Raw genomic sequence first — 24,132 nt, forward strand, 5'->3', positions numbered from 1 at the left:
AAATTTTTTATGAGCAGGAGTGTCGGCCCCGGCGACCTGCAGTTGGTGCCGATCAAGGGTCGTAAGTAAAGTCTGACTCCTGGCCATTACACTCTTTCTGGACTAATCCATGAACACCATAAACCGCAAACCCCTACCGGGCACCCAGCTGGATTACTTCGATACGCGTGCTGCGGTCGATGCGATCCAGCCCGGCGCCTATGACAAGCTGCCGTACACTTCGCGCGTGCTGGCTGAAAACCTGGTGCGCCGCTGCGACCCTGCGACCCTGACTGCTTCTCTGAAGCAGTTCATCGAGCGCAAGCGCGATCTGGACTTCCCATGGTTCCCGGCCCGTGTGATTTGTCATGACATCCTGGGTCAGACTGCACTGGTCGACCTCGCCGGCTTGCGTGACGCGATTGCCGCCCAGGGCGGTGATCCAGCCCTGGTCAACCCGGTGGTGCCGACGCAGCTGGTGGTGGATCACTCGCTGGCCGTTGAATGTGGCGGTTTCGATCCGGACGCGTTCACCAAGAACCGTGCGATTGAAGACCGTCGCAACGAAGACCGTTTCGACTTCATTAACTGGACCAAGAAGGCGTTCAAGAACGTCGACGTGATCCCGCCGGGCAACGGCATCCTGCATCAGATCAACCTCGAACGCATGTCGCCGGTGGTGCAGGTAAAGGACGGCGTGGCTTTCCCGGACACCCTGGTCGGCACCGACAGCCACACTCCGATGGTCGACGCGCTGGGCGTGATCGCCGTTGGCGTGGGTGGCCTGGAAGCCGAAAGCGTGATGCTGGGCCGCGCCTCCTGGATGCGCCTGCCGGACATCATCGGGGTGGAGCTTGCCGGCCGCCCGCAGCCGGGAATCACCGCGACAGACATCGTGCTGGCCCTGACCGAGTTCCTGCGCAAGGAAAAGGTAGTCTCCTCCTATCTCGAGTTCTACGGTGAAGGCGCGGCCAAGCTGACGCTGGGCGACCGCGCGACCATTGCCAACATGGCGCCGGAGTTCGGCGCCACCGCCGCGATGTTCTACATCGACGAGCAGACCATCAAATACCTGAAGCTCACTGGCCGTGACGATGCGCAGGTCGCGCTGGTGGAACTCTACGCCAGGGAAACCGGCCTGTGGGCGGACGGCCTGAAGAACGCCGAGTATGAGCGCGTGCTCAAGTTCGACCTGTCCTCCGTGGTGCGCAACATTGCCGGACCCAGCAACCCGCACAACCGCGTGCCGACTTCCGAACTGGCTGCGCGCGGCATCAGCGGCAAGGTCGAGAACGAGCCCGGCCTGATGCCGGACGGCGCCGTGATCATCGCCGCCATCACCAGCTGCACCAACACCAACAACCCGCGCAACATGATCGCCGCCGGCCTGATCGCCCGCAACGCGAACAGGCTGGGCCTGACCCGCAAGCCGTGGGTGAAGAGCTCGCTGGCGCCGGGTTCCAAGACTGTGGAGCTGTATCTGGAAGAGGCCAAGCTGCTGCCGGAACTGGAAAAGCTGGGCTTCGGCGTGGTGGCTTTCGCCTGCACCACCTGCAACGGCATGTCCGGCGCGCTCGATCCGGTGATCCAGAAAGAAGCGCTGGAGCGCGATCTGTACACCACCGCCGTGCTGTCCGGCAACCGCAATTTCGACGGCCGCATTCACCCGTACGCCAAGCAGGCCTTCCTGGCCTCGCCGCCGTTGGTGGTGGCCTACGCGATTGCCGGCACCATCCGTTTCGACATCGAGAAAGACGTCCTGGGGCTCGACGCCGACGGCAAGCCGGTGACGCTGAAAGACATCTGGCCGTCCGACGAGGAAATCGACGCCATCGTCGCCTCCAGCGTGAAGCCCGAGCTGTTTCGCCAGGTATACGAACCGATGTTCGCGCTTCAAGTGGAAAGTGGCGAGAAGGTCAGCCCGCTGTACGACTGGCGCCCGCAGACCACGTACATCCGCCGTCCGCCGTACTGGGAAGGCGCGCTGGCCGGTGAGCGCGCCCTCAAGGGCATGCGCCCGCTGGCGGTGCTGGGCGACAACATCACCACCGATCATTTATCTCCATCGAACGCCATCATGCTCGACAGCGCTGCCGGTGCGTATCTGGCGAAAATGGGCCTGCCGGAGGAGGATTTCAATTCCTACGCGACCCATCGCGGCGATCACCTGACCGCGCAGCGTGCCACCTTCGCCAACCCCACTCTGAAGAACGAGATGGTGGTGGTAGACGGCAAGGTGAAAGCAGGTTCGCTGACCCGCGTCGAGCCGGAAGGCAAAGTGACCCGCATGTGGGAAGCCATCGAGACCTATATGGAGCGCAAGCAACCGCTGATCGTGATCGCCGGCGCCGACTACGGCCAGGGCTCTTCGCGTGATTGGGCCGCCAAGGGCGTGCGTCTGGCTGGCGTGGAAGCGATCGCGGCCGAAGGCTTCGAGCGCATCCATCGCACCAACCTGGTCGGCATGGGCGTGCTGCCGCTGGAGTTCAAGCCGGGCGAAAACCGCCTGACCTTGAACATCGACGGCACCGAAACCTTCGACGTCATCGGCGAACGCACGCCGCGTGCGACGCTGACGCTGGTTATCAACCGCAAGAATGGCGAGCGGGTCGAAGTGCCGGTGACCTGCCGCCTGGATACCGCGGAAGAAGTGTCGATCTACGAGGCGGGCGGTGTATTGCAGCGCTTTGCGCAGGACTTCCTCGAATCCTCCAAAGCGGCTTAATTCCCATCTGAAGCCGGGTGGTGCAGAATGCGCCGCCCGGTTTTATCAGGAGCAATTCTCCATGACACACCTACCTCAAATCAAGATTCCCGCCACCTACATGCGTGGCGGCACTAGCAAAGGCGTGTTCTTTCGCCTGCAGGACTTGCCGGAGACGGCACAGGTGCCCGGTGCGACACGCGATGCGCTGCTGCTGCGCGTGATCGGTAGCCCGGACCCTTACGGCAAGCAGATTGACGGCATGGGCGGGGCGACCTCGAGCACCAGCAAGACGGTCATCCTGTCCAAGAGTACCAAGCCAGATCACGATGTCGATTACCTGTTCGGCCAAGTGGCCATCGACAAGGCATTCGTCGACTGGAGCGGCAACTGCGGCAATCTCTCTGCCGCGGTGGGTGCATTTGCCATCGGCAGCGGGTTGGTGGATGCCAGTCGCATTCCGCAAAACGGCATGGCAGTGGTGCGCATCTGGCAGGCCAACATCGGCAAGACCATCATCGCGCACATACCCATTACCAACGGTGCGGTACAGGAAACCGGCGACTTCGAGCTTGACGGCGTCACGTTTCCAGCTGCGGAAGTGCAGCTCGAATTCATGAACCCGGCCGCTGACGAAGAAGGTGCGGGCGGTTCCATGTTTCCGACCGGGAATCTGGTCGACGACCTGGAAGTGCCAGGCGTCGGCACATTAAAAGCCACGATGATCAATGCCGGCATTCCGACCATTTTCATCAACGCAGAAGACGTCGGCTATACCGGCACCGAGCTGCAGGACGCGATCAATAGCGATGCCAAGGCGTTGGCGATGTTCGAGACGATCCGTGCGTATGGTGCTGTGCGCATGGGTTTGATCAAACATATAGCTGAAGCCGCGAGCCGTCAGCATACGCCGAAGGTGGCCTTTGTCGCGCCCCCCGCCGATTACGTTTCCTCCAGCGGCAAGCGGGTCGCTGCCGCTGACATCGACCTGCTGGTGCGCGCCCTGTCGATGGGCAAGCTGCACCACGCGATGATGGGCACCGCAGCGGTCGCGATCGGCACCGCCGCGGCGATACCCGGCACGCTGGTGAACCTCGCTGCTGGCGGCGGTGCGCATAATGCACAAAAAACGGCGGTGCGCTTCGGCCATCCGTCCGGCACCTTGCGGGTTGGCGCCCAAGCGAGCCAGGTCAATGGCGAATGGAGCGTGACCAAGGCCATCATGAGCCGCAGCGCCCGGGTGCTGATGGAAGGCTGGGTACGCGTGCCCGGCGATGCACTGACTTCTGCGCCTGATTGAACATGAAATCCGCCCAACGTCCCGACTGGGACCAGGTCTTGGTCGACATCGTCGATTACGTGATGCACTACAGGATCGATTCCGGCGTTGCGTACACGACGGCGCGCAACTGCCTGATCGACACCCTCGGCTGCGGCCTCGAAGCGCTGGAATATCCCGCCTGTAAAAAACTGATGGGTCCGATCGTGCCGGGCACCGTGGTGCCCAATGGCGCCAAGGTTCCCGGCACCCAGTTCCAACTCGACCCGGTGCAAGCCGCGTTCAACATCGGCGCGATGATCCGCTGGCTCGATTTCAACGACACCTGGCTGGCCGCCGAATGGGGCCATCCATCGGACAACCTGGGCGGGATTCTGGCAACCGCCGACTGGCTGTCGCGCAATGCGGTCGCCGCCGGCAAGAAGCCGCTGACCATGAAGTCGGTCTTGACCGGCATGATCAAGGCGCACGAAATCCAGGGCTGCATCGCGCTGGAAAACTCGTTCAACAAGGTCGGTCTGGATCACGTGGTGCTGGTCAAGGTGGCCTCGGCTGCGGTTGTGGCTGAAATGATGGGCCTGTCCCGTGACGAAATCCTGAGTGCGGTATCGCTGGCATGGGTCGACGGCCAGTCGCTGCGTACTTATCGCCACGCGCCCAACACCGGCTCCCGCAAGTCGTGGGCTGCCGGCGATGCGACATCGCGCGCGGTGCGTCTGGCATTGATGGCGAAAACCGGCGAAATGGGTTACCCATCGGTGCTGTCGGCCAAGACCTGGGGTTTCTACGATGTGCTGTTCAAGGGCAATGAGTTCAGGTTCCAGCGCCCCTACGGTTCCTACGTGATGGAAAACGTGCTGTTCAAGATTGCGTTCCCGGCCGAATTCCACGCGCAAACCGCAGTCGAAGCCGGCATGGCCTTGCACGCGCAACTGCAGGCCGCCGGCAAATCTATTGACGGCATCAAGCAGGTCACGATCCGCACCCACGAAGCCTGCCTCCGCATCATCGACAAGAAGGGCCCGCTGGACAACCCGGCCGACCGCGATCACTGCATCCAGTACATGGTTGCGATGCCGCTGATTTTCGGTCGCCTGACTGCTGCCGACTACGAAGACGATGTCGCCGCCGATCCGCGCATCGACGCACTGCGCGACAAGATCGTCTGCGTCGAAGATCCGGCTTTCACCGCCGACTATCACGATCCTGCAAAGCGCTCGATTGCCAATGCCTTGACGGTCGAATTCAATGACGGCAGCAAGTTCGCTGAAGTCGTGGTCGAATACCCGATCGGCCACGCCCGTCGCCGCGCCGATGGCATCCCGCTGCTGGAAGCCAAGTTCAAGACCAACCTGGCGCGCCAGTTCCCGGCCAAGCAGCAGAAAACCATTCTGGATGTTTCACTCGACCAGGCTGCACTGGAAGCGATGCCGGTGCATGAATACGTTGATCTGTACGTGATCTGACAGACCCATCTGTCGGGTCACAGGCGTACTGGTGCATCGTCTTTGCGACTTTTTTATTGCTATTTCATTGGTGGTAAGTACACGGTAAGTTGTTGTCATCAAACTAATATTTCCAGAGATCGCTTGATTCGCAAGCGCTCGGAGATTCGGAGGAGTCATGAGTTTCGCAACTATCTATAAAAATTCGATTGAACAACCTGAAGCGTACTGGGACGGCGAAGCCAAGCTGATCGACTGGCAGCAGCCGTATTCGAAAGTGCTCGATTATTCAAAACCGCCCTTCACCCAATGGTTTGTCGGCGGCAAGACGAATTTGTGTCATAACGCGGTCGATCGCTGGGTCGCCACTCAAGGTGAGAAGGCTGCATTGATTGCGATTTCGACAGAAACCGGGTCTGAGAAAGTCTATTCCTTCAAGGAATTGCAGGCCGAAGTCAGCCGCACCGCCGCCATCATGCTGGCGTTGGGTGTCGGCCAGGGCGACCGCGTGCTGATCTACATGCCGATGATCGCTGAAGCGGCGTTCGCGATGCTGGCCTGCGCACGCATCGGCGCGATTCACTCAGTCGTATTCGGCGGCTTTGCCGCGCACAGCCTGGCGTCGCGGATCGAAGACGCGCAGCCCAAGCTGATCGTATCTGCCGATGCCGGCTCCCGCGGCGGCAAGGCGATTCCGTACAAGCCCTTGCTGGACGAGGCGATTGCGCTTTCGGCCCACAAGCCGGGCAAGGTGCTGCTGGTCAACCGCAAGCTGGCGCCGATGCAACTGGTGGACGGGCGCGATGTCGATTACGCGACGCTGCGCACGCAGCACATCGATGCGCAGGTGCCGGTCACCTGGCTGGAATCGAACGCGCCGTCCTATATCCTGTACACCTCCGGCACCACAGGCAAGCCGAAAGGCGTGCAGCGCGATGTCGGCGGCTACGCGGTGGCGCTGGCGTCCTCGATGCGATCTATCTTCTGCGGCAATCCGGGCGAGACCTATTTTGCCACTTCCGATATCGGCTGGGTGGTCGGCCACTCCTACATCGTCTACGGCCCGCTGATCGCCGGCATGGCCACCATCATGTATGAAGGCTTGCCGACTTCGCCGGATGCCGGCATCTGGTGGAGCATTGTCGAGAAATACAAGGTCACGCGCATGTTCTCGGCCCCGACTGCGGTACGGGTGCTGAAGAAGCAGCCGCCGGAATGCATGCAGAAATACGACCTGTCCTCGCTCAAGGCGCTGTATCTGGCCGGCGAGCCTTTGGATGAAACCACCTCGGCCTGGATTTCGGAGGCGCTCGGGGTGCCGATCATCGATAACTACTGGCAGACCGAAACCGGCTGGCCGATCCTGTCGATCGCCAGGGGCATCGAAGACCAGCCGAGCAAGCTCGGCAGCCCCGGCATTCCGGTTCCGGGATTCAACGTCAAGCTGTTCAATGAATCGACCGGCGAGGAATGCGGCACCAACGAAAAAGGCGTGGTCATGATCGAAGGCCCGCTGCCGCCGGGCTGCATGCAGACCGTGTACGGCGACGACGAGCGCTACGTCAGCACCTACTGGAGCGTCTTGAACGGCAAGCATGTGTATTCGACCTTCGACTGGGGCATCCGCGATGCGGACGGCTATTACTTCATCCTCGGGCGCACCGACGACGTCATCAACGTCGCCGGCCACCGGCTCGGCACGCGCGAAATCGAGGAAAGCATTTCCAGCCACGCCAACGTGTCGGAAGTCGCGGTGGTCGGGGTCGAGGACAAGCTCAAGGGCCAGGTTGCGGTTGCCTTCGTGATCCTGAAAAACCCGGCAGCGGCCAATACGGCCGAGGCGCAGCAGGCACTGGAAAAGGAAATCATGGGCGTGGTCGACCATCAGCTGGGCGCGGTGGCGCGTCCGGCCCGGGTGCATTTCATCGCACAGCTGCCGAAGACCCGCTCCGGCAAGCTGTTGCGGCGCTCGATCCAGGCCATTTGCGAAGGGCGCGACCCGGGCGACATGTCCTCGATCGAAGATCCGGCTTCGTTGCGGCAGATCCAGGGCGCGCTCGGCCGCTGATCGCGTTATTCGTGGAGGAAGCCATGTCCACGAAAAGCGCGAAACATGGGGAAAAGGGTGGCGATGCATGGCGCAGAAGCCACCAGTTTTCCGCATGATATAGGGAGTATGAAGAAAAATAGCGTTTTATCGCATATGAAATCTGTGGAATATAAAAATACCCTGCATTTTTTGCGTTGATCGCGGCGTGCTCTGGCAGCGCTGGCCGCAGATCCATGATTGATGGTGTATATTTTATTGTCGCAATAAAGAAAAGCGGAAATTGTCTGAAAATGACGATACTCCCGATATTTCTGACGAATCGCCAGGCTCATGCTGTTCGTTTCCTTCGTGGATAATATGTCTCTGGGAATGACTGAGGAGAGCATTGGATGATGTCCGCAGACCTCGGTACGGGGCCAGCCGGCGATGCCGGTTTGATCGATGCACACCGCAGCCTGCTGCTGGTGATCGACTTCCAGCAGCGGCTGATGCCGGCGATTGCCGACGCCGATGCGGTGTTGCGCAATGCAACGATACTGGCCCAGGCCGCGCAGGTGCTGTCGGTTCCGGTGCTGGTGACCGAGCAGTATCCGGCCGGCCTGGGTTCTACTGCGCCAGAGATTGCCGCCTGGTGCGGCCAGAGCGTGGAAAAAACCACCTTTGGCGCCTGCGGCACGCCGGCCTTCCTGGAGGCCATCGAGCGTCTGGCGCCATGCAGTGCGCCGATCCTGCTGGTCAGCGGTTGCGAGGCGCATGTCTGCGTGCTGCAAACCGCCTTGCAGCTGCAGGCGCACGGTTTCGACGTGCGGCTGGTGGTAGATGCGGTCGGTTCGCGCCGCGCGATCAGCAAGCAGATTGCGCTGGAGCGCATGCGCGCGGCTGGCATCGGACTGGTGACTGCCGAGATGGTGCTGTTCGAGTGGCTGCGCGATGCGCAGCATCCGCAGTTCCGGGCGCTGTCCAGATTGATCAAGTAAATCCTGATGCGCCGATACCGGCGCCGGCCAGGATCAGTCCAGCGTCGCAATCACCGGCGTGTGGTCCGACGGCTGCTCCCATTTGCGCGGGGCGCGGTCGATGACGCAGGCGCTGCAGCGCGCCGCCAGTTCCTTGCTCAGCAGGATATGGTCGATGCGCAGGCCCTTGTTGAGACGGAAGCCGAGCTGCCGGTAATCCCACCAGCTGAACGATTTCGGCTCCTGCGGAAAGATGCGAAATGCATCCTTCAGCCCGAGGTTGAGCAGGCGGTCGAAGGCTGCCCGTTCCGCATCCGAGCACAGGATCTGCCCTTCCCAGGCAATCGGATCGTAGACATCGGCATCTTCCGGCGCGATGTTGTAGTCGCCCAGCAGTGCCAGGTTCGGATGCGCCTGATGCTCCTGCTGCAGCCAGTTGCGCAAGGCGTCCAGCCATTCCAGCTTGTAGCGGTATTTGTCCGAATCGACTGCCTGCCCGTTCGGGATGTAGGCGCAGACGACGCGGATGCCGGCGATGGTGGCGGCGATGATGCGCTGCTGTTCGTCGGCAAACAGCGGGTTGTTCCTGACCACATCGGCGATCGGATGGCGCGACAGGATGGCCACGCCGTTATAGGTTTTCTGACCGGTGAAGGCGACCTGATAGCCGGCCGCCTCGATCTCTGCCAGCGGGAATTTGTCGTCGGTCAGTTTGGTCTCCTGCAGGCACAATACATCGACCGGATTGGCGGCCAGCCATTCCAGCACCTGCGGCAGGCGCACTTTCAGTGAGTTTACGTTCCAGGTCGCTAATTTCATCAGAGTTCCGTTAATGCATGTATGACACATTCCGATGCGGCCGGTTCAGGCAGCATCGCTCAGTTTTTGGTGTTGTTGCAAGACGACTTCGGCATCCTTGCCGGTGCCCGCCAGCCAGACCACGCCGCCCAGGGTCAGGGCGCCGCCCAGCCACTGCCAGCTGCTGAGCGATTCGGCCAGCAGCCATGCCGCCAGGCCGATGGTGACGATCGGCTCAAGGGTCGACAGCATCGAGGACTGCGAGGCGCCGAGCCGCTTCAGGCCAGCAAAAAATGCGATCACGGCAACCAAGGTGGAGACTATCGTCACGCCGGCGACCCCGATCCAGCCGCTGGCGCTGTGCGGGAATTGCGGCGGCAAGCCGACGGATGCGCGGGCCAGCGCCAGCAGCGTAAACATTGCGGCGGCCGACAGGCACAGCACCACGGTGGTGATGACGGGATCGATCCGATGCGTGATCCGGGTGCTCAGGACAATGAAGATCGCGTATGTCACCGCAGCCGCCAGCGCCAGGCCAACGCCGATTGCCGATACGCCTGCGGCGCTGCCGTGCAGGGTGGGGCCGATGGTCAGCAGCGTGCCCAGACTGCACAGCAGCAGCGCGCCGAGCTTTATCGGCGTTATTCTTTCATGCAGAACCAGCGCGGCCAGCAAGGTCACGATGGTCGGATATACGTACAGAACCAGCGCCACCAGCGACACCGGTGCGTAATTGATGGCGGAAAAATAGCAATACGACATGCCGACGTAGCCGACGCCCCCCAGCGCGGCCAGACGCGCGATCAACGGCAGCGGCGGCCAGACCAGCTTGCGCAGGCAGGCCAGGGCCAGCAGCGCCAGCCCGGCGCACCAGAAACGGGCGATCAGGATGCCGTACAGGTCGGCCGCATCGGCATACGCATAGCGGGCAAAGGTCGACATCGCGCCGAAGCTGATTGCCGACAAAATGATCAGCAGCATTCCGACGATGCGATCCCGTCTTAAGGCCCGGTCCTGATGTGTGTGCATTGCGTGTGTGCTATTTGAAAAGGTGCGCAAAAAGGTGCGCAGTTCGCTGCCGCCGGTGCCGGCATGCGCGCATGCGCCGGCCGGCACCGGGGTTTGCTCCGGGAGTCCTGAAAAACCGTCAGCCGGCTGCGCGTTGCAGCAGGAAGGTGGTCAGCAGCGCGACCGGACGCCCGGTGGCGCCCTTGGCGGTGCCGGATTTCCATGCGGTGCCGGCGATATCCAGATGGGCCCAGGTGTACTGCTTGGTGAAGCGCTCCAGGAAGCAGGCGGCGGTGATGCTGCCGGCTGCCGGGCCGCCGATATTGGCGATGTCGGCAAAATTCGACTTCAGCTGTTCCTGGTAGCTGTCCTCGATCGGCATGCGCCAGGCGGTGTCGCCGCTGGCGCGGCCGGCCGCCAGCAATGCATCGGCGAGGGCGTCGTGGGCGGCGTCGTGGCGGGTAAACAGGCCGGAATTATGGTGCCCCAGCGCCGTGATGCAGGCGCCGGTCAGGGTTGCGATGTCGACCACCGCTGCCGGCTTGAAGCGCTCGACGTAGCTCAGCGCATCGCACAGCACCAGGCGGCCTTCGGCATCGGTATTCAGGACCTCGATGGTTTGGCCGGACATCGAGGTGACGATGTCGCCCGGCTTGGTGGCGCGGCCCGACGGCATGTTTTCGCAGGTCGGGATGACGCCGATGAGGTTGAGCTTCAGGTTCATTTCGCCGATTGCGCGGAAGGTGCCGAGCACCGATGCCGCGCCGCACATGTCGTACTTCATCTCATCCATGCCGGCACCGGGCTTGAGCGAAATGCCGCCGCTATCGAAAGTGATGCCTTTGCCCACCAGGACCGTCGGCGCGTCCTTCGCCTTGCCGCCCATGTGCTTGAGGACGATGAATTTCGGCGGTTCTTCGCTGCCGTTGGTGACCGACAGGAAGCTGCCCATCTTGAGCGCCTGCAACTGCTTGCGGTCCAGCACCTCGATGCCGAATTTGTAGTCCTTGGCGAGTTTTTTTGCGGTGTTGGCCAGATAGGTCGGGGTGCAGATATTGGCCGGCAGGTTGCCCAGATCCTTGGTCAGGTCGATGCCGTTGGCCAGTGCCACGCTTTGCGCCAATGCCTGCCTGGCGCCGGTTGCCACGGCGGCCGTGCTGCCGCCGAGCGCGAAGGCAATTTTCTTGACGCCTTCCGGAGTTGCTTCTTTCTTGCTCTTCTGGCTGTCGCAGCGATAGGCGTTTTCGCGCAACGCCAGCGTGACGCAGCGAATCGCCCAAGCCACATCGCGCTCCTTGATTGCTGCCAATGGCAAGGCGATCAATCCGTCGGCCGCGCCCAAGGTCGCGAATGCGCGCGCGGTTGCCTGTGCGGCCTGGGTGAAATTCTTGTCGCTGACGGTGTCTTCATTGCCCAGGCCGACCAGCAGCACCCGGGTCGCGGCCGCGCCGTCGAGTGCGCGCAGCAGCAAAGTGGAGCCGGGCTTGCCGCTGATGTCGCCGGACTTCAGCGCAGCGCTGATGGCGCCCTTGCTGTCAAGGGCCTGTGCCGCCTGGGTGAGTTTCCTGTTTTCATATACGCCAACTGCGATGCAGCCGGTTTTTGCGCCGTCAAGAGTGTTTTTTGCGTCGAATGTTTTTATGCTAAAGTCCACGGCTAATTCCTCAGTCCTTTGATCAACTTTTAATTATAGTCTTCGAATGATCTTTCAGCGCGCGCTTCAACGCGAATTGGTGAGTACCACAGGCGCCGTTTTCACGACACTTTTCACCATCACCATCACCGTGATGCTGATCCGCATCCTGGGTCAGGCTGCCGGCGGCAGGGTCGCATCTGCCGATGTGGTGCAGCTGATCGGGTTCTCGGCACTGAATTACCTGCCCATCATCCTGATTCTGACCGGATTCATCGCGGTGCAACTGGTGGTCAGCCGCTGTTATCAGGATTCCGAAATGGTGGTCTGGTTCGCATCCGGCCTGAGCCTGACGCGCTGGATCAGGCCGATACTGGGTTTCGGCGTTCCGATCATCCTGCTGACGGCGGTTTTGAGCTTCGTGGTTACGCCGTGGGCCAATCGCCAGAGTGCGGAATTCCGGGAACGTTTCGAGAAGCGCGAAGACATCTCGCGGGTTTCGCCGGGCAAGTTCCAGGAGTCCGCATCGGCCGACCGGATATTTTTTGTGGAAGGCTTGTCCGGTGATGTCAGCAAGGTGCAGAACGTGTTCGTCAATACACAGAAGGACGGTCGCAACAGCGTCGTGGTCGCCAAGGAGGGTACGATCGAGATCGATGGTCGCGGCGACAAGTTTCTGGTGATGAGCAAAGGCCGCCGTTATGAAGGCGTGCCGAGCGAACCGGATTTCCGCTTGATGGAATTCGAACGTTACGGCGTATTGGTGACAGCAAATTCGCAAGCGGTGGTGGGCGACAAGGCTGCGCGTTCGTTGCCGATAATGGCGCTGCTGGCCGACCGCAACGGCTTCAACATGGGCGAACTGCTGTGGCGCATTTCCCTGCCGTTGATGGGCGTTTTATTGATGCTGCTGGCGGTTCCGCTGAGTTTCGTCAATCCGCGTGCCGGCCGTTCCGCCAACCTGATCATTGCGCTGCTGTTGTTTACTACCTATAGCAACATGGTGAGCTTCTTCCAGGCCTCAGTAGTGCAGGGCAAATTGCCGTTCGGCATCGCATGGTGGCCGATCCACCTGATGGCGATGCTTCTGATCGTCGCGATGTTTGCCTGGCGCCTGAACGTCAATAGCCGTTTCCATCCGCTGGTGATCTGGTCCAGATTTAAACATGTCGGTGATGCCGGGCGGGCCGCGCAATGACAGTCTTGCAACGTTATTTTGCCGCCGAGATACTGCGTTCGGTGCTGTTTGTCCTGATTGCCTTTCTGGCGCTGTTTGCGTTTTTTGACCTGATCGCCGAGTTGCAGGCGATAGGGAAAGGCGGTTACGAGTTGCAGCATGCGTTCCTGTATGTATTGTTGGGCTTGCCGGGCTATACCTACGAACTGATGCCGATTGCGGCCCTGATCGGAACTATCTATGCACTGGCGCAATTTGCCTCGCGTTCCGAATTCACCATCATGCGCGCAGCCAGCATGTCGACCGTCATGGCCGGCTGGATGCTGGCCAGGATCGGCCTGGTGCTGGTGCTGCTGACTTTCCTGATCGGCGAATTTGTCGCGCCGACCAGCACCCGGCTGGCGGAAACCCTGAAGTTGCGGACCCAGGGCTCGGCGCTGTCGCAAGGATTTCGCACCGGCTTGTGGACCAAGGATGTGATCCGCTCGGATGGCATCAGCGGCGACCAGATCGGTTCGCGCTTTCTCAATGTCAGCGAACTGCGCACCGACGGTCAACTGCGCGGCGTCAAGATCTACGAACTCGACCGCGAGTTCCGCATGACTGCGCTGATTCTGGCCGAAAGCGCGGAGTACGCCGGAGCGCATGTATGGCGTTTGAAAAAGGTAGTGTCGACACGTTTCCCTTCGGTGGGCTTCGAAAACGAGACGGCAAGCCGGATCGCCATCGAGAAACTGCCGAGCAAGGACATGGTGTCCGAAATCACGCCGGAAATTCTGTCGGTGCTGTTCGCTGATCCGGATCGCATGTCGGCGGTCGATCTTGCCGCCTATACCAAACACCTGGAAGCAAACAAGCAGGGCACCGAGCGCTATGAAATCGCATTCTGGAAGAAGGTGATTTATCCGTTTGCGATCCTGGTGATGATGGCAATGGCCTTGCCGTTTGCGTATCTGCATTTCCGCTCGGGCGGCGTCAGCCTGAAGATTTTTACCGGGATCATGATCGGCGTCAGTTTTCAATTGATCAACAGCCTGTTTTCGCACCTGGGGCTGTTGAACACCTGGCCGGCATTCATCACTGCGGCAGTGCCCAGCGCACTGTTCCTGCTGGCTGCGCTAGGTGCATTGTTCTGGGTGGAGAGACACTAATATGCAGAAACGCGCACTGATATTGTTTGCGCACGGCGCCCGCGATCCGCGCTGGGCGGCGCCGTTCGAGAAACTGCGGCAGATCACGCAGCAAGCGCAGCCGGAAATCACGGTCTGCAACGCCTATCTGGAATTCATGCAGCCCGATTTGCCCGCTGCGGTGGCGCAGCTGGTGCAGGCGCAATGCGGCGACATCACCATCGTTCCGGTATTTTTGGGGCAGGGTGGCCACGTCCTGCGCGATCTGCCGCTGCTGCTGGCCGACTTGCGCCAACGCTACCCGGACCTGCGCCTGAACCAGGTCGATGCGGTCGGCGAAGATGCCGCGGTGCTGCACGCGATCGCGCAGTACTGCCTGAGCGCTCTGGCGCCGGCCTGAAACCTTCAATGCGCTGCATGGCTGCAGTGCAATTGCGCAATAGCTGGTTTTTGCTTAGATTTCTGGAGTATGTATTAAAACCATGCTTCATCCGCTTGAATTTATTGCGCTATTAAAAAATACACCAATGTGTATTCGTGCCATCGCAAATCAGCGCTGGGCCATTGCCGGTCCTATCATCACCAGCACCGGGCCGGCCATGGCGGGCAGCCCGTGCGCCAGATCGGCCAGGCACAGGCGCATGATCTGCTGATTCTCGCGGCTGCAGTTTTCCACCACGATGACCGGCGTGCTGCCGCTGCGCCCGAGCGCCAGCAGCTTGTGCGCGGTGGCTGCAGCTTCGCGCCCACCCATGTATTGCACCAGCGTATCGCAATCGGGCAGGGTGGTTTGCTCCGGATGGTCGGGGGCGGCGCTGGAAGTGAAAAGCGCCACGCTGCGGGCCACGCCGCGCTTGGTCAGCGGCTGGCGGGCGGCGGCGGCGGCGGCAAATGCGGTGCTGATGCCGGGCACGATTTCGACTGCGATGCCGGCCGCTTCGAGCGCCTGCAATTCTTCATCGGCGCGCCCGAACAGCATCGGGTCGCCGCCTTTCAGGCGCACCACCAGTTCATGGCGCCGGGCGCAATCGACCAGTTGTTCATTGATGAAGGCTTGCGCGGTGGAGCGCTGGCCGGAACGCTTGCCGACCGGAATCTTGAGCGCCTGCGGGCATAGCGCCAGCATCTCCTCGGTGACCAGGGCGTCGTGCAGCACCACATCGGCTTGCGCCAGAATGCGGGCGCCGCGCATCGTAATCAGGTCTGCAGCGCCGGGGCCGGCACCGATCAAAACCACTTTTCCCAGCGCTGGCGTCATGTTGCGTGTACTTTCTGCAGGTTGTGCGGGAATCCGCGTTTAAAAACAAACATCGGGCCGCAGCCCGACGTTATTTTCTCAGAAATTACGCAGTTCAAGTAGCGCCCGCGACTGGCCGGCGCTGACTGGGGTGCGCTCAGTCGAGCCGGATCATGCCGGCGGCGACGGTTTGATGCGTGACTTCGTCGATCAGGATGAAGGCGCCGGTGGCGCGGATCGCATCGTAGGCATCGGCGGCCAGCGCCTGCTGCACGTTGAGGCTGATGCGGGCGATGTCGTTGAGCTTGATGACGTCGGCCGGGCGTTTTTCCTGGGTATTGATGTCGAGCAGCGTATCGACTTTTGTGATGCGCGCAGCCACTTGCCTGGTGGTGTGCTTGAGCCAGTATTTGCGCCGCAAGTCGAGCGGTTCTTCCGACAGCCAGCAGACGTCGGCATTGACAGTTTTGAGCAGGGTGGCCGGACGGTCGGCCGCTGCCAGCATGTCGCCGCGCGAAATATCCAAGTGTTCGTCGAGCAGGATCGTGACCGACTGGCCGACTACCGCCGATTCCAGCGAACCTTCCAGCACCAGGATGTCTTTGACCGTGGCAGTCTGGCCGCTCGGTTGCACCACTAGCTTGTCGCCCTTGTGCACGCGGCCGGCTTCGATGCGTCCCATGTAGCCGCGGAAGTCGTTCGCTTCATGGCCGTTGTGGCGCGCCACCAGCTGCACCGGAAAGCGGAATGGCTCATCGTGCGATTCGTCGTAGACGCTCAGCGACTCGAGCAATTCGATCAGGGTCGGGCCCTGGTACCACGGCATCTTGTCGCCGGCAGTCACCACGTTGTCGCCGGCCAGCGCCGACAGCGGGATCGGGTGGATGTCCTTCAGACCGAGTTGCTGCGCGAACGCGCGGTAGGCGGCGACGATGCGGTCGTACACGGTCTGGTCGTAATTGACCAGATCCATCTTGTTGACGGCGACGATCACATGCTCGATCTGCAGCAAATGGGCGATGGTCGAATGGCGCTTGGTCTGGGTCAGCAGTTCCACGCTGCCGCTGTCGTTACCACTTGCGCCGAGTTTCACTTTCGAGACGTCCACCAGGATGATCACCGCATCGGCGGTCGAGGCGCCGGTCACCATGTTGCGCGTGTATTGCTCGTGGCCCGGGGTGTCGGCGATGATGAACTTGCGTTTCGGGGTGGCGAAATAGCGGTAGGCGACATCGATCGTGATGCCCTGTTCGCGCTCGGCTTCCAGGCCATCGGTCAGCAGCGACAGGTCGATGCTGTCGCCCACGGTGCGCTTGTGCTTGGCGCGCGACATCGCGTCCAGCTGGTCGGCGAAGATGCCCTTGCTGTCGAACAGCAGGCGGCCGATCAGCGTGCTCTTGCCGTCATCGACCGAACCGGCGGTGATGAAGCGCAGCAGGCCGCGCTCTTGGACGGGTTCATGTAATACGGTGTTCAGTACGGCGGCGTTCATCAGAAATATCCTGCTTTCTTGCGTTTTTCCATCGAGGCTTCGGAAGTCTGATCGTCCATGCGGGTGGCGCCGCGCTCGGTGATCTGGGTGATCGCGGTTTCTTCGATAATCGCCGCCACCGTGGCGGCATCGGACGCTACCGGGCAGGTGCAGGAGATATCGCCGACGGTGCGGAAACGCACCACCTGGGTCTCGACGGTTTCGCCTTCCTTGGCGGGGGTCAGGTTGGTCAACGGCACCAGCAAGCCGTTGCGCGGGATCACCTGGCGTTCATGCGCGAAGTAAATCGATGGCAGCGCCAGTTGTTCGCGCTCGATGTATTGCCAGATGTCGAGCTCGGTCCAGTTGGAGATCGGGAACACGCGCATGTTTTCGCCCGGATGGACGCGCGTGTTGTACAGGTCCCACAGTTCCGGCCGCTGCGCCTTCGGGTCCCACTGGCCGAATTCGTCGCGGAATGAAAAAATGCGTTCCTTGGCGCGCGCTTTTTCCTCGTCGCGACGGGCGCCGCCGATGCAGGCGTCGAACTGGAATTCGGCGATGGTTTCCAGCAGCGTGACCGCTTGCGCGGCATTGCGCGAATCGGTGGCCGGATTGCGCAGGCGTACCGTGCCGCGCTTGATGGAGTCTTCCACCGAGCGCACAATCAGGCGTTCGCCCATCTCGGCGGCGCGGCGGTCGCGGAACTCGATCACTTCGGCGAAGTTATGGCCGGTGTCGATGTGCACCAGCGGAAACGGGAATTTGCCGGGACGAAAGGCTTTTTCGGCGATGCGCAGCAGCACCACCGAATCCTTGCCGCCGGAGAACAGCAATGCAGGATTCGCGCATTCGGCGGCGACTTCGCGCATGATGTGAATCGCTTCCGATTCCAGCCAGTCCAGATGGCGCTGGTTGATCGCGACCCCGGCGATTTCTGCCGCAGCGCTGCTCTGGGTAAGTTGTTTGTCTAATACAGTAGTCATGATTGTTATGCCGATACTTGTTTGATACGGATCAGTTTGCCATCGACCACATGCAAGCCGCATTCCTTGGTGTCCGGGTTTTCCCACCACCAGCGTCCGGCGCGCACATCCTCACCTGGTTGGATGGCGCGGGTGCAGGGCTCGCAGCCGATCGACGGATAGCCTTTGTCGTGCAGCGGATTATAGGGCACGTTGTTGCTGCGGATATAGTGCCAGACATCCTGCTCCGACCAGTCGGCCAGCGGATTGAACTTGGTCATGCCGTGCGCCGCATCGTGTTCCTGCACATCGAGCGCGGTCCGGGTGCTCGACTGGGCGCGCCGCTGGCCGGTAACCCAGGCCTGCTTGCCGGCCAGCGCCCGGCCCAGCGGCTCGATCTTGCGGATGCGGCAGCATTCCTTGCGCAATTCGACGCTGTCGTAAAAGCCGTTCAGGCCGTGTTGCGCGACATAGGCATCGACTTCCGCAGGCTCGGGCCGGAACAGCGCGATCTCGACTCCGTAGGTTTCACGAATGCGCTCCAGCATGCCCAGGGTTTCCGCGTGCAGCCGACCGGTTTCCAGTGTGAAGATGCCGATCGGCAGCTTGGCGCGCAAGATCAGGTCGGTCAGCACCATGTCTTCGGCCGCCAGGCTGGAGGCAAATACTGCCGGCGCGAAGTCGCTGGCAATGCGCGCCAGCGTCGCGCTGGTTGCCGTCAGCAGTGCGTCGAACTCGCTCATGCGGCGACTCCGGCACGCTGGGCACGGCGGAACAATGGCGATTTTTCATCCCACGATGTCTGGTATTTTTCCGAAAAATCGAACAAGCCCTTGAGTGCCTCGGTGATGCTGCGGTCCGGGCGCGGAGCGAAGGCGTCGAAGCCGACCCGCTGCATGTAAAACAACTGGTCGCGCAGCACGTCGCCGATCGCGCGCAGCTCGCCGCCATAGCCGAGCCGGGCGCGCAGATTGTAGGCGATCGAGTAACCGCGCCCGTCGGTGAACTTGGGGAAATCGACTGCGATCACGCTAAACAGATCGACTTCGCCCTGCAATGCTTCCGGCCGTTCGTCGCTGGCAAACCAGACGCCCAGTTCGGGGCGATTGCGCAGAACCGCTTTTTGCGCCTGCCAGACTGCCAGCGGCACGATGACCCGGCCGTCAGCTACGCTGACGGTTTCGGCGCTCTGATCTTCGGCCAGCCGCAGGACGACCCAGTCGTCGGCGACAATCGCCTTGTTCTTGATGATTTGTGTGGTCGGGTTAGGCATATGCATCTTCTCCTGCTGCTTGTTCTATCTTGATTGGCGTGGCGTAGACAAATTCCTTGAACGGCGCGATGCCCAGACGCTGCACGGTATCGATGAAGCGTTCGTGTTCGATTCGCTCGCGCATGTAGACCTGGATGATGCGGTCGATTACTTCCGGCATCTGATGCGCGGAGAACGAAGGCCCGATGATCTTGCCGAGTGCGGCGTTATTGCCTTGCGCGCCGCCGATCGAGACCTGATACCACTCGCTGCCGTCCTTGTCGACTCCCAGAATGCCGATGTTGCCGACATGGTGATGGCCGCAGGCGTTGATGCAACCGGACATGTTGATTTCGATCTCGCCGATGTCGTGCAGATAGTCCAGATCGTCGAAACGGCGGGTAATGTCGAGTGCGATCGGGATCGATTTGGCATTCGCCAGCGAGCAGAAATCGCCGCCAGGGCAGCACACGATGTCGGTCAGCAGGCCGATATTCGGGGTTGCCAGGCCTTGGCCCCGGGCCGCTTCCCAGAGCGCGAACAGATCGCTGTTGCGAACATCGGCCAGTACCAGATTTTGCTCGTGGGTGACGCGCAATTCGCCGAAGCTGTAACGCTCGGCCAGATCGGCGATGAAATCCATCTGATCGGCGCTGGCGTCGCCCGGCGCCACGCCCGGTTTCTTCAGCGACAGCACCACAGCGTTGTAGCCGGCAACCTTGTGCGGCTTGACGTTGCGACGCAGCCAGTTGGAGAATGCCTTGTTTTCCACCTTGTGCGATTCCAGCGCGGCATCGGTAGCCGGCAGGGTTTCATAGGCGGGCGGAGTGAAGAACGAAATCACGCGATTCAGCTCTTCTTCGGTCAGGGTGCTGGGGCCGTCTTTGATGTCGCTCCATTCCTCCTCGACCATGCGGGTAAACTCTTCCACTCCGAGCGCCTTGACCAAAATCTTGATGCGCGCCTTGAACTTGTTGTCGCGCCGGCCGTACTGGTTGTAGACGCGCATGATCGCTTCCAGATACGACATCACGTGCTTCCAGGGCAGGAAGTCGCGGATCACCGAACCCAGGATCGGGGTGCGGCCGAGGCCGCCGCCGACCATCACCTGAAAGCCGACTTCGCCGGCCGCGTTGCGCAATACATTGAGGCCGATGTCGTGCACCGCGATCACCGCGCGGTCTTCCAGCGCACCGTTCAGCGCGAATTTGAACTTGCGCGGCAGGTAGGCGAATTCCGGATGGAAGGTGCTCCATTGGCGCAGAATTTCCGCAAACGGGCGCGGATCGATGATTTCGTCGGCTGCCACGCCCGCGTATTCGTCGGAAGTGATGTTGCGGATGCAGTTGCCCGAAGTCTGGATCGAATTGATCTCGACACTGGCCAGTTCTTCCAGAATTTCGGGCGTATCTTCGATATTGATCCAGTTGTACTGGATGTTCTGGCGGGTCGTGAAGTGGCCGTAGCCGCGATCGTACTTGCGGGCGATGAACGCCAGCTTGCGGATCTTGGCCGACGACAGCAGGCCGTAGGGAATCGCAATGCGGAACATGTAGGCATGGCGCTGCATGTACAAGCCGTTTTGCAGACGCAAAGGCAGGAACTCTTCTTCGGTCAGTTCGCCGCACAGGCGCCGCCGCACCTGATCGCGGTATTGCGCAATGCGTTCTTTCACCATCTGGTGATCGTAGTGGTCATATTTGTACATCTGCGTTCCTTAAAGAATCCGTTTCCGAGTACTGACTGCGTGTCCTGGGTCAGAGCACCAGCTTTAGCGCCACACCGGTCAGCGTGGTGGCCAGCAAGCCGCGCAGGAATTTTTCCGGCACTGCACGGGCTGCCCACGAACCCAGCATGATGCCCGGCACCGAGCCCAGCAGCAAGGTGCCGAGCAAGGCCCAGTGGATCGAGCCCAGCCACCAGTGGCCGAAGGCTGCCAGCGCAGTCAGCGGCACAGCATACGCAATATCGGTGCCGACGACTTCGGCTGCATTCATTTTCGGGTACAGCATGACCAGCAAGGTGGCGCCGATGGCGCCGGCGCCGATCGACGATACCGTCACCAGTGTGCCGAGCAGGGCGCCGGCCAGGATGGTGGCTATGGTCAGCTTTGCTCCATGCAATTGCTTTTCCGGATGCGCGTTTAACCACGCAATCATGCGGCCCTTGAATAGCAGCGCGACCACGGTCAGCATGACTGAGACAGCGATCGAGTAGCGGATGATCTGGCCCATGCTTTCGTTCAAGCCGCCAAAATATTTCAGTATCAACGTGGTAATAACGGCTGCCGGCAATGCCCCGATGCACAGGCGCTTGACAATCGCCCAGTTTACCGTGCCGCGCAATCGGTGGGTGAAGGTGCCGGCGGATTTGGTGATGGCAGCGAAAGCCAGATCGGTGCCGACTGCAACAGTCGGGTTGATGCCGAACAACAAGGTGAGCAGCGGCGTCATCAATGAACCGCCGCCTACGCCCGTCAGGCCGACCAGTAAACCAACAGCGAAACCGGAAGCTACATAAGAAATAGTCATATCACCCCGCGTATAATGGAGACGATCGTAATAAACTACCGTCGTATTCCAAACTACAAAGTATTTATTTGCTTATATGGTTATTCGGTATCTGATGCCGGCATGCGATAAGCGCTTTCCGGGACATGCCTTAAAAAATACTTTGCAGCAATAAAATCAGCATGCCGACCCGGGAAGCCCCATGAATCTCCACCAATTGCGCTTCGTGCGTGAAGCCGTTCGACAAAATTTCAACCTGACCGAAGCCGCCAAGGCGCTGTTTACTTCCCAGCCGGGCGTATCGAAGGCGATCATCGAACTGGAAGAAGAGTTGGGCGTGGATATCTTTACCCGCCATGGCAAGCGGATTCGCGGTCTGACTGAGCCGGGCCATCAGGTGTTGAAGGCGGTCGAACTGATCATGCTGGAGATCGATAGTCTCAAGCGCATCGGTCAGGAGTTTGCCGCGCAGGACAGCGGCAGCTTCACCATCGCCACCACCCATTCGCAGGCGCGCTACATGCTGCCCAAGGTGGTGCAGACGTTTACCCAAAAATATCCGAAGGTGCGGCTGTCCTTGTTGCAGGGAAACCCGAAGCAGATCACTGAAATGGTGCTCAAGGATCAGGCCGACATCGTGATTGCCACCGAGGCGATTGCCAGCGTCGAGGGCTTGCTCTCGTTCCCGTGCCACCAGTGGGAGCATGTGGTGGTGGTGCCGCCGGACCATCCTCTGCTGAAATCGAAGCTGATTACGCTCGAAGAGATCGCCACCTACCCGCTGATTACCTACGACAGCGCCTTTTCCGGCCGCAACAAGATCGATCATGCGTTTGCCCTGCGCGGCCTGAAGCCCGACGTGCTGCTGGAAGCGATCGATGCCGATGTCATCAAGACTTATGTCGAGCTCGGCATGGGCGTGGGTATCATTGCCGGCATGGCTTACGATGCCGAGCGCGACAAAAATCTGCAGGCGATTCCAGTCGGCCACCTGTTCGGCATGAATGTCTCGCGCGTGGCGGTCAAGAAGGGCGCTTATCTGCGCAGCTATATCTATACCTTCATCGAATTGCTGACGCCGACACTGAACCGGAAACTGATCGAGCGCGCAATGAACGGCGAGAAGGAAAGTTACGAATTATGAAACCATTACCAGGAAACAACGCTTGATGAGTACCTTGCACACCGACCTCAGCGCGTATTACAGCAGTCGCGCCGCCACCTGCGATAACGTTTATGCACAGCCGGACCGGCAGGAAGAGTTTGCGCTCCTGCGTGAGCGCGTCGGCGCACTGGTGCAGGGACAGAATGTGCTGGAGCTGGCGTGCGGCAGCGGCTACTGGACTGCGGTCCTGGCAGAATCTGCGCATGTAGTGCTGGCAACCGACAACAACCCGCTGATGCTGGAAGCGGCGCAGACGCGGGATTTGCCGCGGCAGAAGGTGCAGTTGGCCCAGATCGATGCCTTCGAACTCGACTTGGCGAGCGGCTTGGCAAGCAACTACAGCGTCTGTTTCGCCGGTTTTTTCTGGGCCCATGTCAGGCGCGAGCAGCAAACCGAGCTGCTGGCGCGCGTGCGTCAGGCCATCGGCAAGGATGGCTTGCTGATCCTGATCGACGACAACTATCTGGAGGAAGACACGGCGCCGGTGGCGCGTACCGATGCCGAGGGCAATACCTACCAGATCGAAACCCTGGCCGACGGCGAACGCTATGAGTACGTCAAGAACTTCCCGTCCGACAGCGCACTGCGCAAGAAATTTTCCGGTGTCGCCAGGGATATCCGCATCCTGCGCCTGCAGCACAGCTGGATGCTGAGTTGCCGGCTTAAATAACTGACATCGCGAGTCCACGAAAAACACCAGCCTGCCTTGCATCCGGGGATGCCGTTAAAGCCATTAAAGCAGTGAGTATCGCTATTTTAATGGCATCTATCGCATATGTTCATTGCGAAGGTTAAATATACTGTGGCAAACGGTAGAGTTGGCGCAGCCGACGCTTTTTGTACGATCAAACTGCGCGGGTTTCACCCGCCCCTTACTTTTTCATGCCTTGCGTGGGCATTGTTCCCCCGCCATATTTTTTAGTGGCAAGCGGACTTGAATATCCCCTCTAGCTGTTTGCTTTGTATGCGCTTTCATCCATGCTATTTTGGCGGCGATTGTTTTGATGTCCGCATCTGCCGCCAGAGGGCAGATGCATCACTTCCTCGAGATGGAGCACCCATGACTCTGCAAGCCCGATTCGAACAAGCGGTAGCCGATTCCAAGAATTTGCCGCAGCGCCCCGACAACATGACCATGCTGAAGCTGTATGCCTTGTACAAGCAGGGCAACGCCGGCGATGCACAGGGCGAGCGCCCGGGCATGACCGATTTTATCGGGCGCGCCAAATGGGATGCATGGGCGGCGCTGAAAGGGTTGTCGCAGGATCAGGCCATGCAGCAATATCTTGATCTGGTTATGGACTTGAAGGGGTAAGCGCCGCTCAACTGCGTCCTCAACTGCGTCCTGATCCAGCGGCAGCCAATAAAAACAC

At 60.6% G+C, this 24,132-nt stretch carries 22 protein-coding genes; 11 read left to right on the forward strand and 11 right to left on the reverse strand.

Translation table 11 applies throughout. From position 1 onward, the window contains the following. Positions 1-109: 109 nt before the first annotated feature. The 4 genes from acnD to HMCN_RS0111275 all read left to right on the forward strand — a co-directional run bounded on the left by acnD (position 110) and on the right by HMCN_RS0111275 (position 7,475). The gene (acnD, locus tag HMCN_RS0111260) at positions 110-2,704 is read left to right on the forward strand and encodes a Fe/S-dependent 2-methylisocitrate dehydratase AcnD (protein ID WP_025917489.1); all 2,595 of its coding nucleotides are present in this window, start codon (positions 110-112) and stop codon (positions 2,702-2,704) included. Positions 2,705-2,765: 61 nt separating this feature from the next. Then, positions 2,766-3,983: a 2-methylaconitate cis-trans isomerase PrpF gene (prpF, locus tag HMCN_RS0111265; RefSeq protein ID WP_025917490.1), complete on the forward strand. Its 1,218-nt coding sequence runs from the start codon at positions 2,766-2,768 to the stop codon at positions 3,981-3,983. A gap of 2 nt (positions 3,984-3,985) precedes the next feature. After that, positions 3,986-5,428: a bifunctional 2-methylcitrate dehydratase/aconitate hydratase gene (locus HMCN_RS0111270; protein WP_025917491.1), complete on the forward strand. Its 1,443-nt coding sequence runs from the start codon at positions 3,986-3,988 to the stop codon at positions 5,426-5,428. Between the two features lie 157 nt (positions 5,429-5,585). Then, entirely contained in the window at positions 5,586-7,475 is a 1,890-nt protein-coding gene (locus tag HMCN_RS0111275; RefSeq protein WP_025917492.1) for a propionate--CoA ligase, read from the forward strand. A 5-nt stretch (positions 7,476-7,480) separates the two neighbouring features. Here HMCN_RS0111275 and HMCN_RS19305 read toward each other — a convergent pair whose 3' ends face one another. Next, on the reverse strand, positions 7,481-7,789 hold the full coding sequence (locus tag HMCN_RS19305; RefSeq protein WP_155837543.1) for a hypothetical protein: 309 nt from the start codon (positions 7,787-7,789) through the stop codon (positions 7,481-7,483). Between the two features lie 57 nt (positions 7,790-7,846). On the opposite strand from HMCN_RS19305, the gene HMCN_RS0111280 reads away from it, so the two are divergent. Continuing rightward, a complete protein-coding gene (locus HMCN_RS0111280; protein ID WP_238552113.1) occupies positions 7,847-8,434 on the forward strand; it encodes an isochorismatase family protein in 588 nt (195 codons plus the stop codon). A 33-nt stretch (positions 8,435-8,467) separates the two neighbouring features. Here the strand turns inward: HMCN_RS0111280 and xth are convergent, their stop codons facing one another. From xth to HMCN_RS0111295, 3 genes are all read right to left on the reverse strand, one after another. Next, the gene (xth, locus tag HMCN_RS0111285; RefSeq protein ID WP_025917494.1) at positions 8,468-9,232 is read right to left on the reverse strand and encodes an exodeoxyribonuclease III; all 765 of its coding nucleotides are present in this window, start codon (positions 9,230-9,232) and stop codon (positions 8,468-8,470) included. Positions 9,233-9,277: 45 nt separating this feature from the next. Next, positions 9,278-10,192, reverse strand: coding sequence for a DMT family transporter (locus HMCN_RS0111290; protein ID WP_238552115.1), 915 nt, complete (start codon positions 10,190-10,192; stop codon positions 9,278-9,280). A 166-nt stretch (positions 10,193-10,358) separates the two neighbouring features. Next, positions 10,359-11,873, reverse strand: coding sequence for a leucyl aminopeptidase (locus HMCN_RS0111295; RefSeq protein ID WP_025917496.1), 1,515 nt, complete (start codon positions 11,871-11,873; stop codon positions 10,359-10,361). Positions 11,874-11,919: 46 nt separating this feature from the next. Here HMCN_RS0111295 and lptF point away from each other — a divergent pair, with 46 nt between their 5' ends. From lptF to HMCN_RS0111310, 3 genes are read left to right on the forward strand one after another with little or no spacing between them, the layout of a single operon-like run. Beyond that, entirely contained in the window at positions 11,920-13,050 is a 1,131-nt protein-coding gene (gene lptF / locus HMCN_RS0111300) for an LPS export ABC transporter permease LptF (RefSeq protein WP_025917497.1), read from the forward strand. After that, positions 13,047-14,180 (forward strand): LPS export ABC transporter permease LptG, encoded by a 1,134-nt coding sequence (gene lptG, locus HMCN_RS0111305; protein WP_025917498.1) that lies wholly within the window; start codon positions 13,047-13,049, stop codon positions 14,178-14,180. The genes lptF and lptG overlap by 4 nt, the downstream gene beginning before the upstream one ends. Before the next feature lies 1 nt (position 14,181). Then, a complete protein-coding gene (locus HMCN_RS0111310; protein ID WP_025917499.1) occupies positions 14,182-14,559 on the forward strand; it encodes a sirohydrochlorin chelatase in 378 nt (125 codons plus the stop codon). Positions 14,560-14,709: 150 nt separating this feature from the next. Here HMCN_RS0111310 and cobA read toward each other — a convergent pair whose 3' ends face one another. The 7 genes from cobA to HMCN_RS0111345 all read right to left on the reverse strand — a co-directional run bounded on the left by cobA (position 14,710) and on the right by HMCN_RS0111345 (position 21,615). Next, the gene (cobA, locus tag HMCN_RS0111315) at positions 14,710-15,417 is read right to left on the reverse strand and encodes a uroporphyrinogen-III C-methyltransferase (protein ID WP_025917500.1); all 708 of its coding nucleotides are present in this window, start codon (positions 15,415-15,417) and stop codon (positions 14,710-14,712) included. A 136-nt stretch (positions 15,418-15,553) separates the two neighbouring features. Further along, positions 15,554-16,888, reverse strand: a complete 1,335-nt coding sequence (locus tag HMCN_RS0111320) for a sulfate adenylyltransferase subunit 1 (RefSeq protein WP_025917501.1) — start codon at positions 16,886-16,888, stop codon at positions 15,554-15,556. Next, positions 16,888-17,853: a sulfate adenylyltransferase subunit CysD gene (gene cysD, locus HMCN_RS0111325; protein ID WP_025917502.1), complete on the reverse strand. Its 966-nt coding sequence runs from the start codon at positions 17,851-17,853 to the stop codon at positions 16,888-16,890. Before cysD ends, HMCN_RS0111320 begins: the two co-directional genes overlap by 1 nt. 5 nt (positions 17,854-17,858) lie before the next feature. Continuing rightward, the gene (locus tag HMCN_RS0111330; RefSeq protein WP_025917503.1) at positions 17,859-18,575 is read right to left on the reverse strand and encodes a phosphoadenylyl-sulfate reductase; all 717 of its coding nucleotides are present in this window, start codon (positions 18,573-18,575) and stop codon (positions 17,859-17,861) included. Beyond that, positions 18,572-19,105, reverse strand: a complete 534-nt coding sequence (locus HMCN_RS0111335) for a DUF934 domain-containing protein (RefSeq protein ID WP_025917504.1) — start codon at positions 19,103-19,105, stop codon at positions 18,572-18,574. The genes HMCN_RS0111330 and HMCN_RS0111335 overlap by 4 nt, the downstream gene beginning before the upstream one ends. Then, positions 19,098-20,792 (reverse strand): nitrite/sulfite reductase, encoded by a 1,695-nt coding sequence (locus tag HMCN_RS0111340; protein WP_025917505.1) that lies wholly within the window; start codon positions 20,790-20,792, stop codon positions 19,098-19,100. Before HMCN_RS0111340 ends, HMCN_RS0111335 begins: the two co-directional genes overlap by 8 nt. 49 nt (positions 20,793-20,841) lie before the next feature. Further along, the gene (locus HMCN_RS0111345; RefSeq protein ID WP_025917506.1) at positions 20,842-21,615 is read right to left on the reverse strand and encodes a sulfite exporter TauE/SafE family protein; all 774 of its coding nucleotides are present in this window, start codon (positions 21,613-21,615) and stop codon (positions 20,842-20,844) included. A 181-nt stretch (positions 21,616-21,796) separates the two neighbouring features. Here HMCN_RS0111345 and HMCN_RS0111350 point away from each other — a divergent pair, with 181 nt between their 5' ends. From HMCN_RS0111350 to HMCN_RS0111360, 3 genes are all read left to right on the forward strand, one after another. Continuing rightward, complete coding sequence (locus HMCN_RS0111350; RefSeq protein ID WP_025917507.1) at positions 21,797-22,738, forward strand: CysB family HTH-type transcriptional regulator; 942 nt, start codon at positions 21,797-21,799, stop codon at positions 22,736-22,738. A 25-nt stretch (positions 22,739-22,763) separates the two neighbouring features. After that, a complete protein-coding gene (locus tag HMCN_RS0111355; RefSeq protein WP_081801488.1) occupies positions 22,764-23,429 on the forward strand; it encodes a trans-aconitate 2-methyltransferase in 666 nt (221 codons plus the stop codon). Between the two features lie 390 nt (positions 23,430-23,819). Then, complete coding sequence (locus HMCN_RS0111360; RefSeq protein ID WP_025917509.1) at positions 23,820-24,074, forward strand: acyl-CoA-binding protein; 255 nt, start codon at positions 23,820-23,822, stop codon at positions 24,072-24,074. Positions 24,075-24,132: the final 58 nt, after the last annotated feature.

The sequence above is a fragment of the Herminiimonas sp. CN genome (assembly GCF_000622895.1).
In the GTDB taxonomy this organism is placed as follows: Bacteria; Pseudomonadota; Gammaproteobacteria; order Burkholderiales; family Burkholderiaceae_D; genus AVCC01.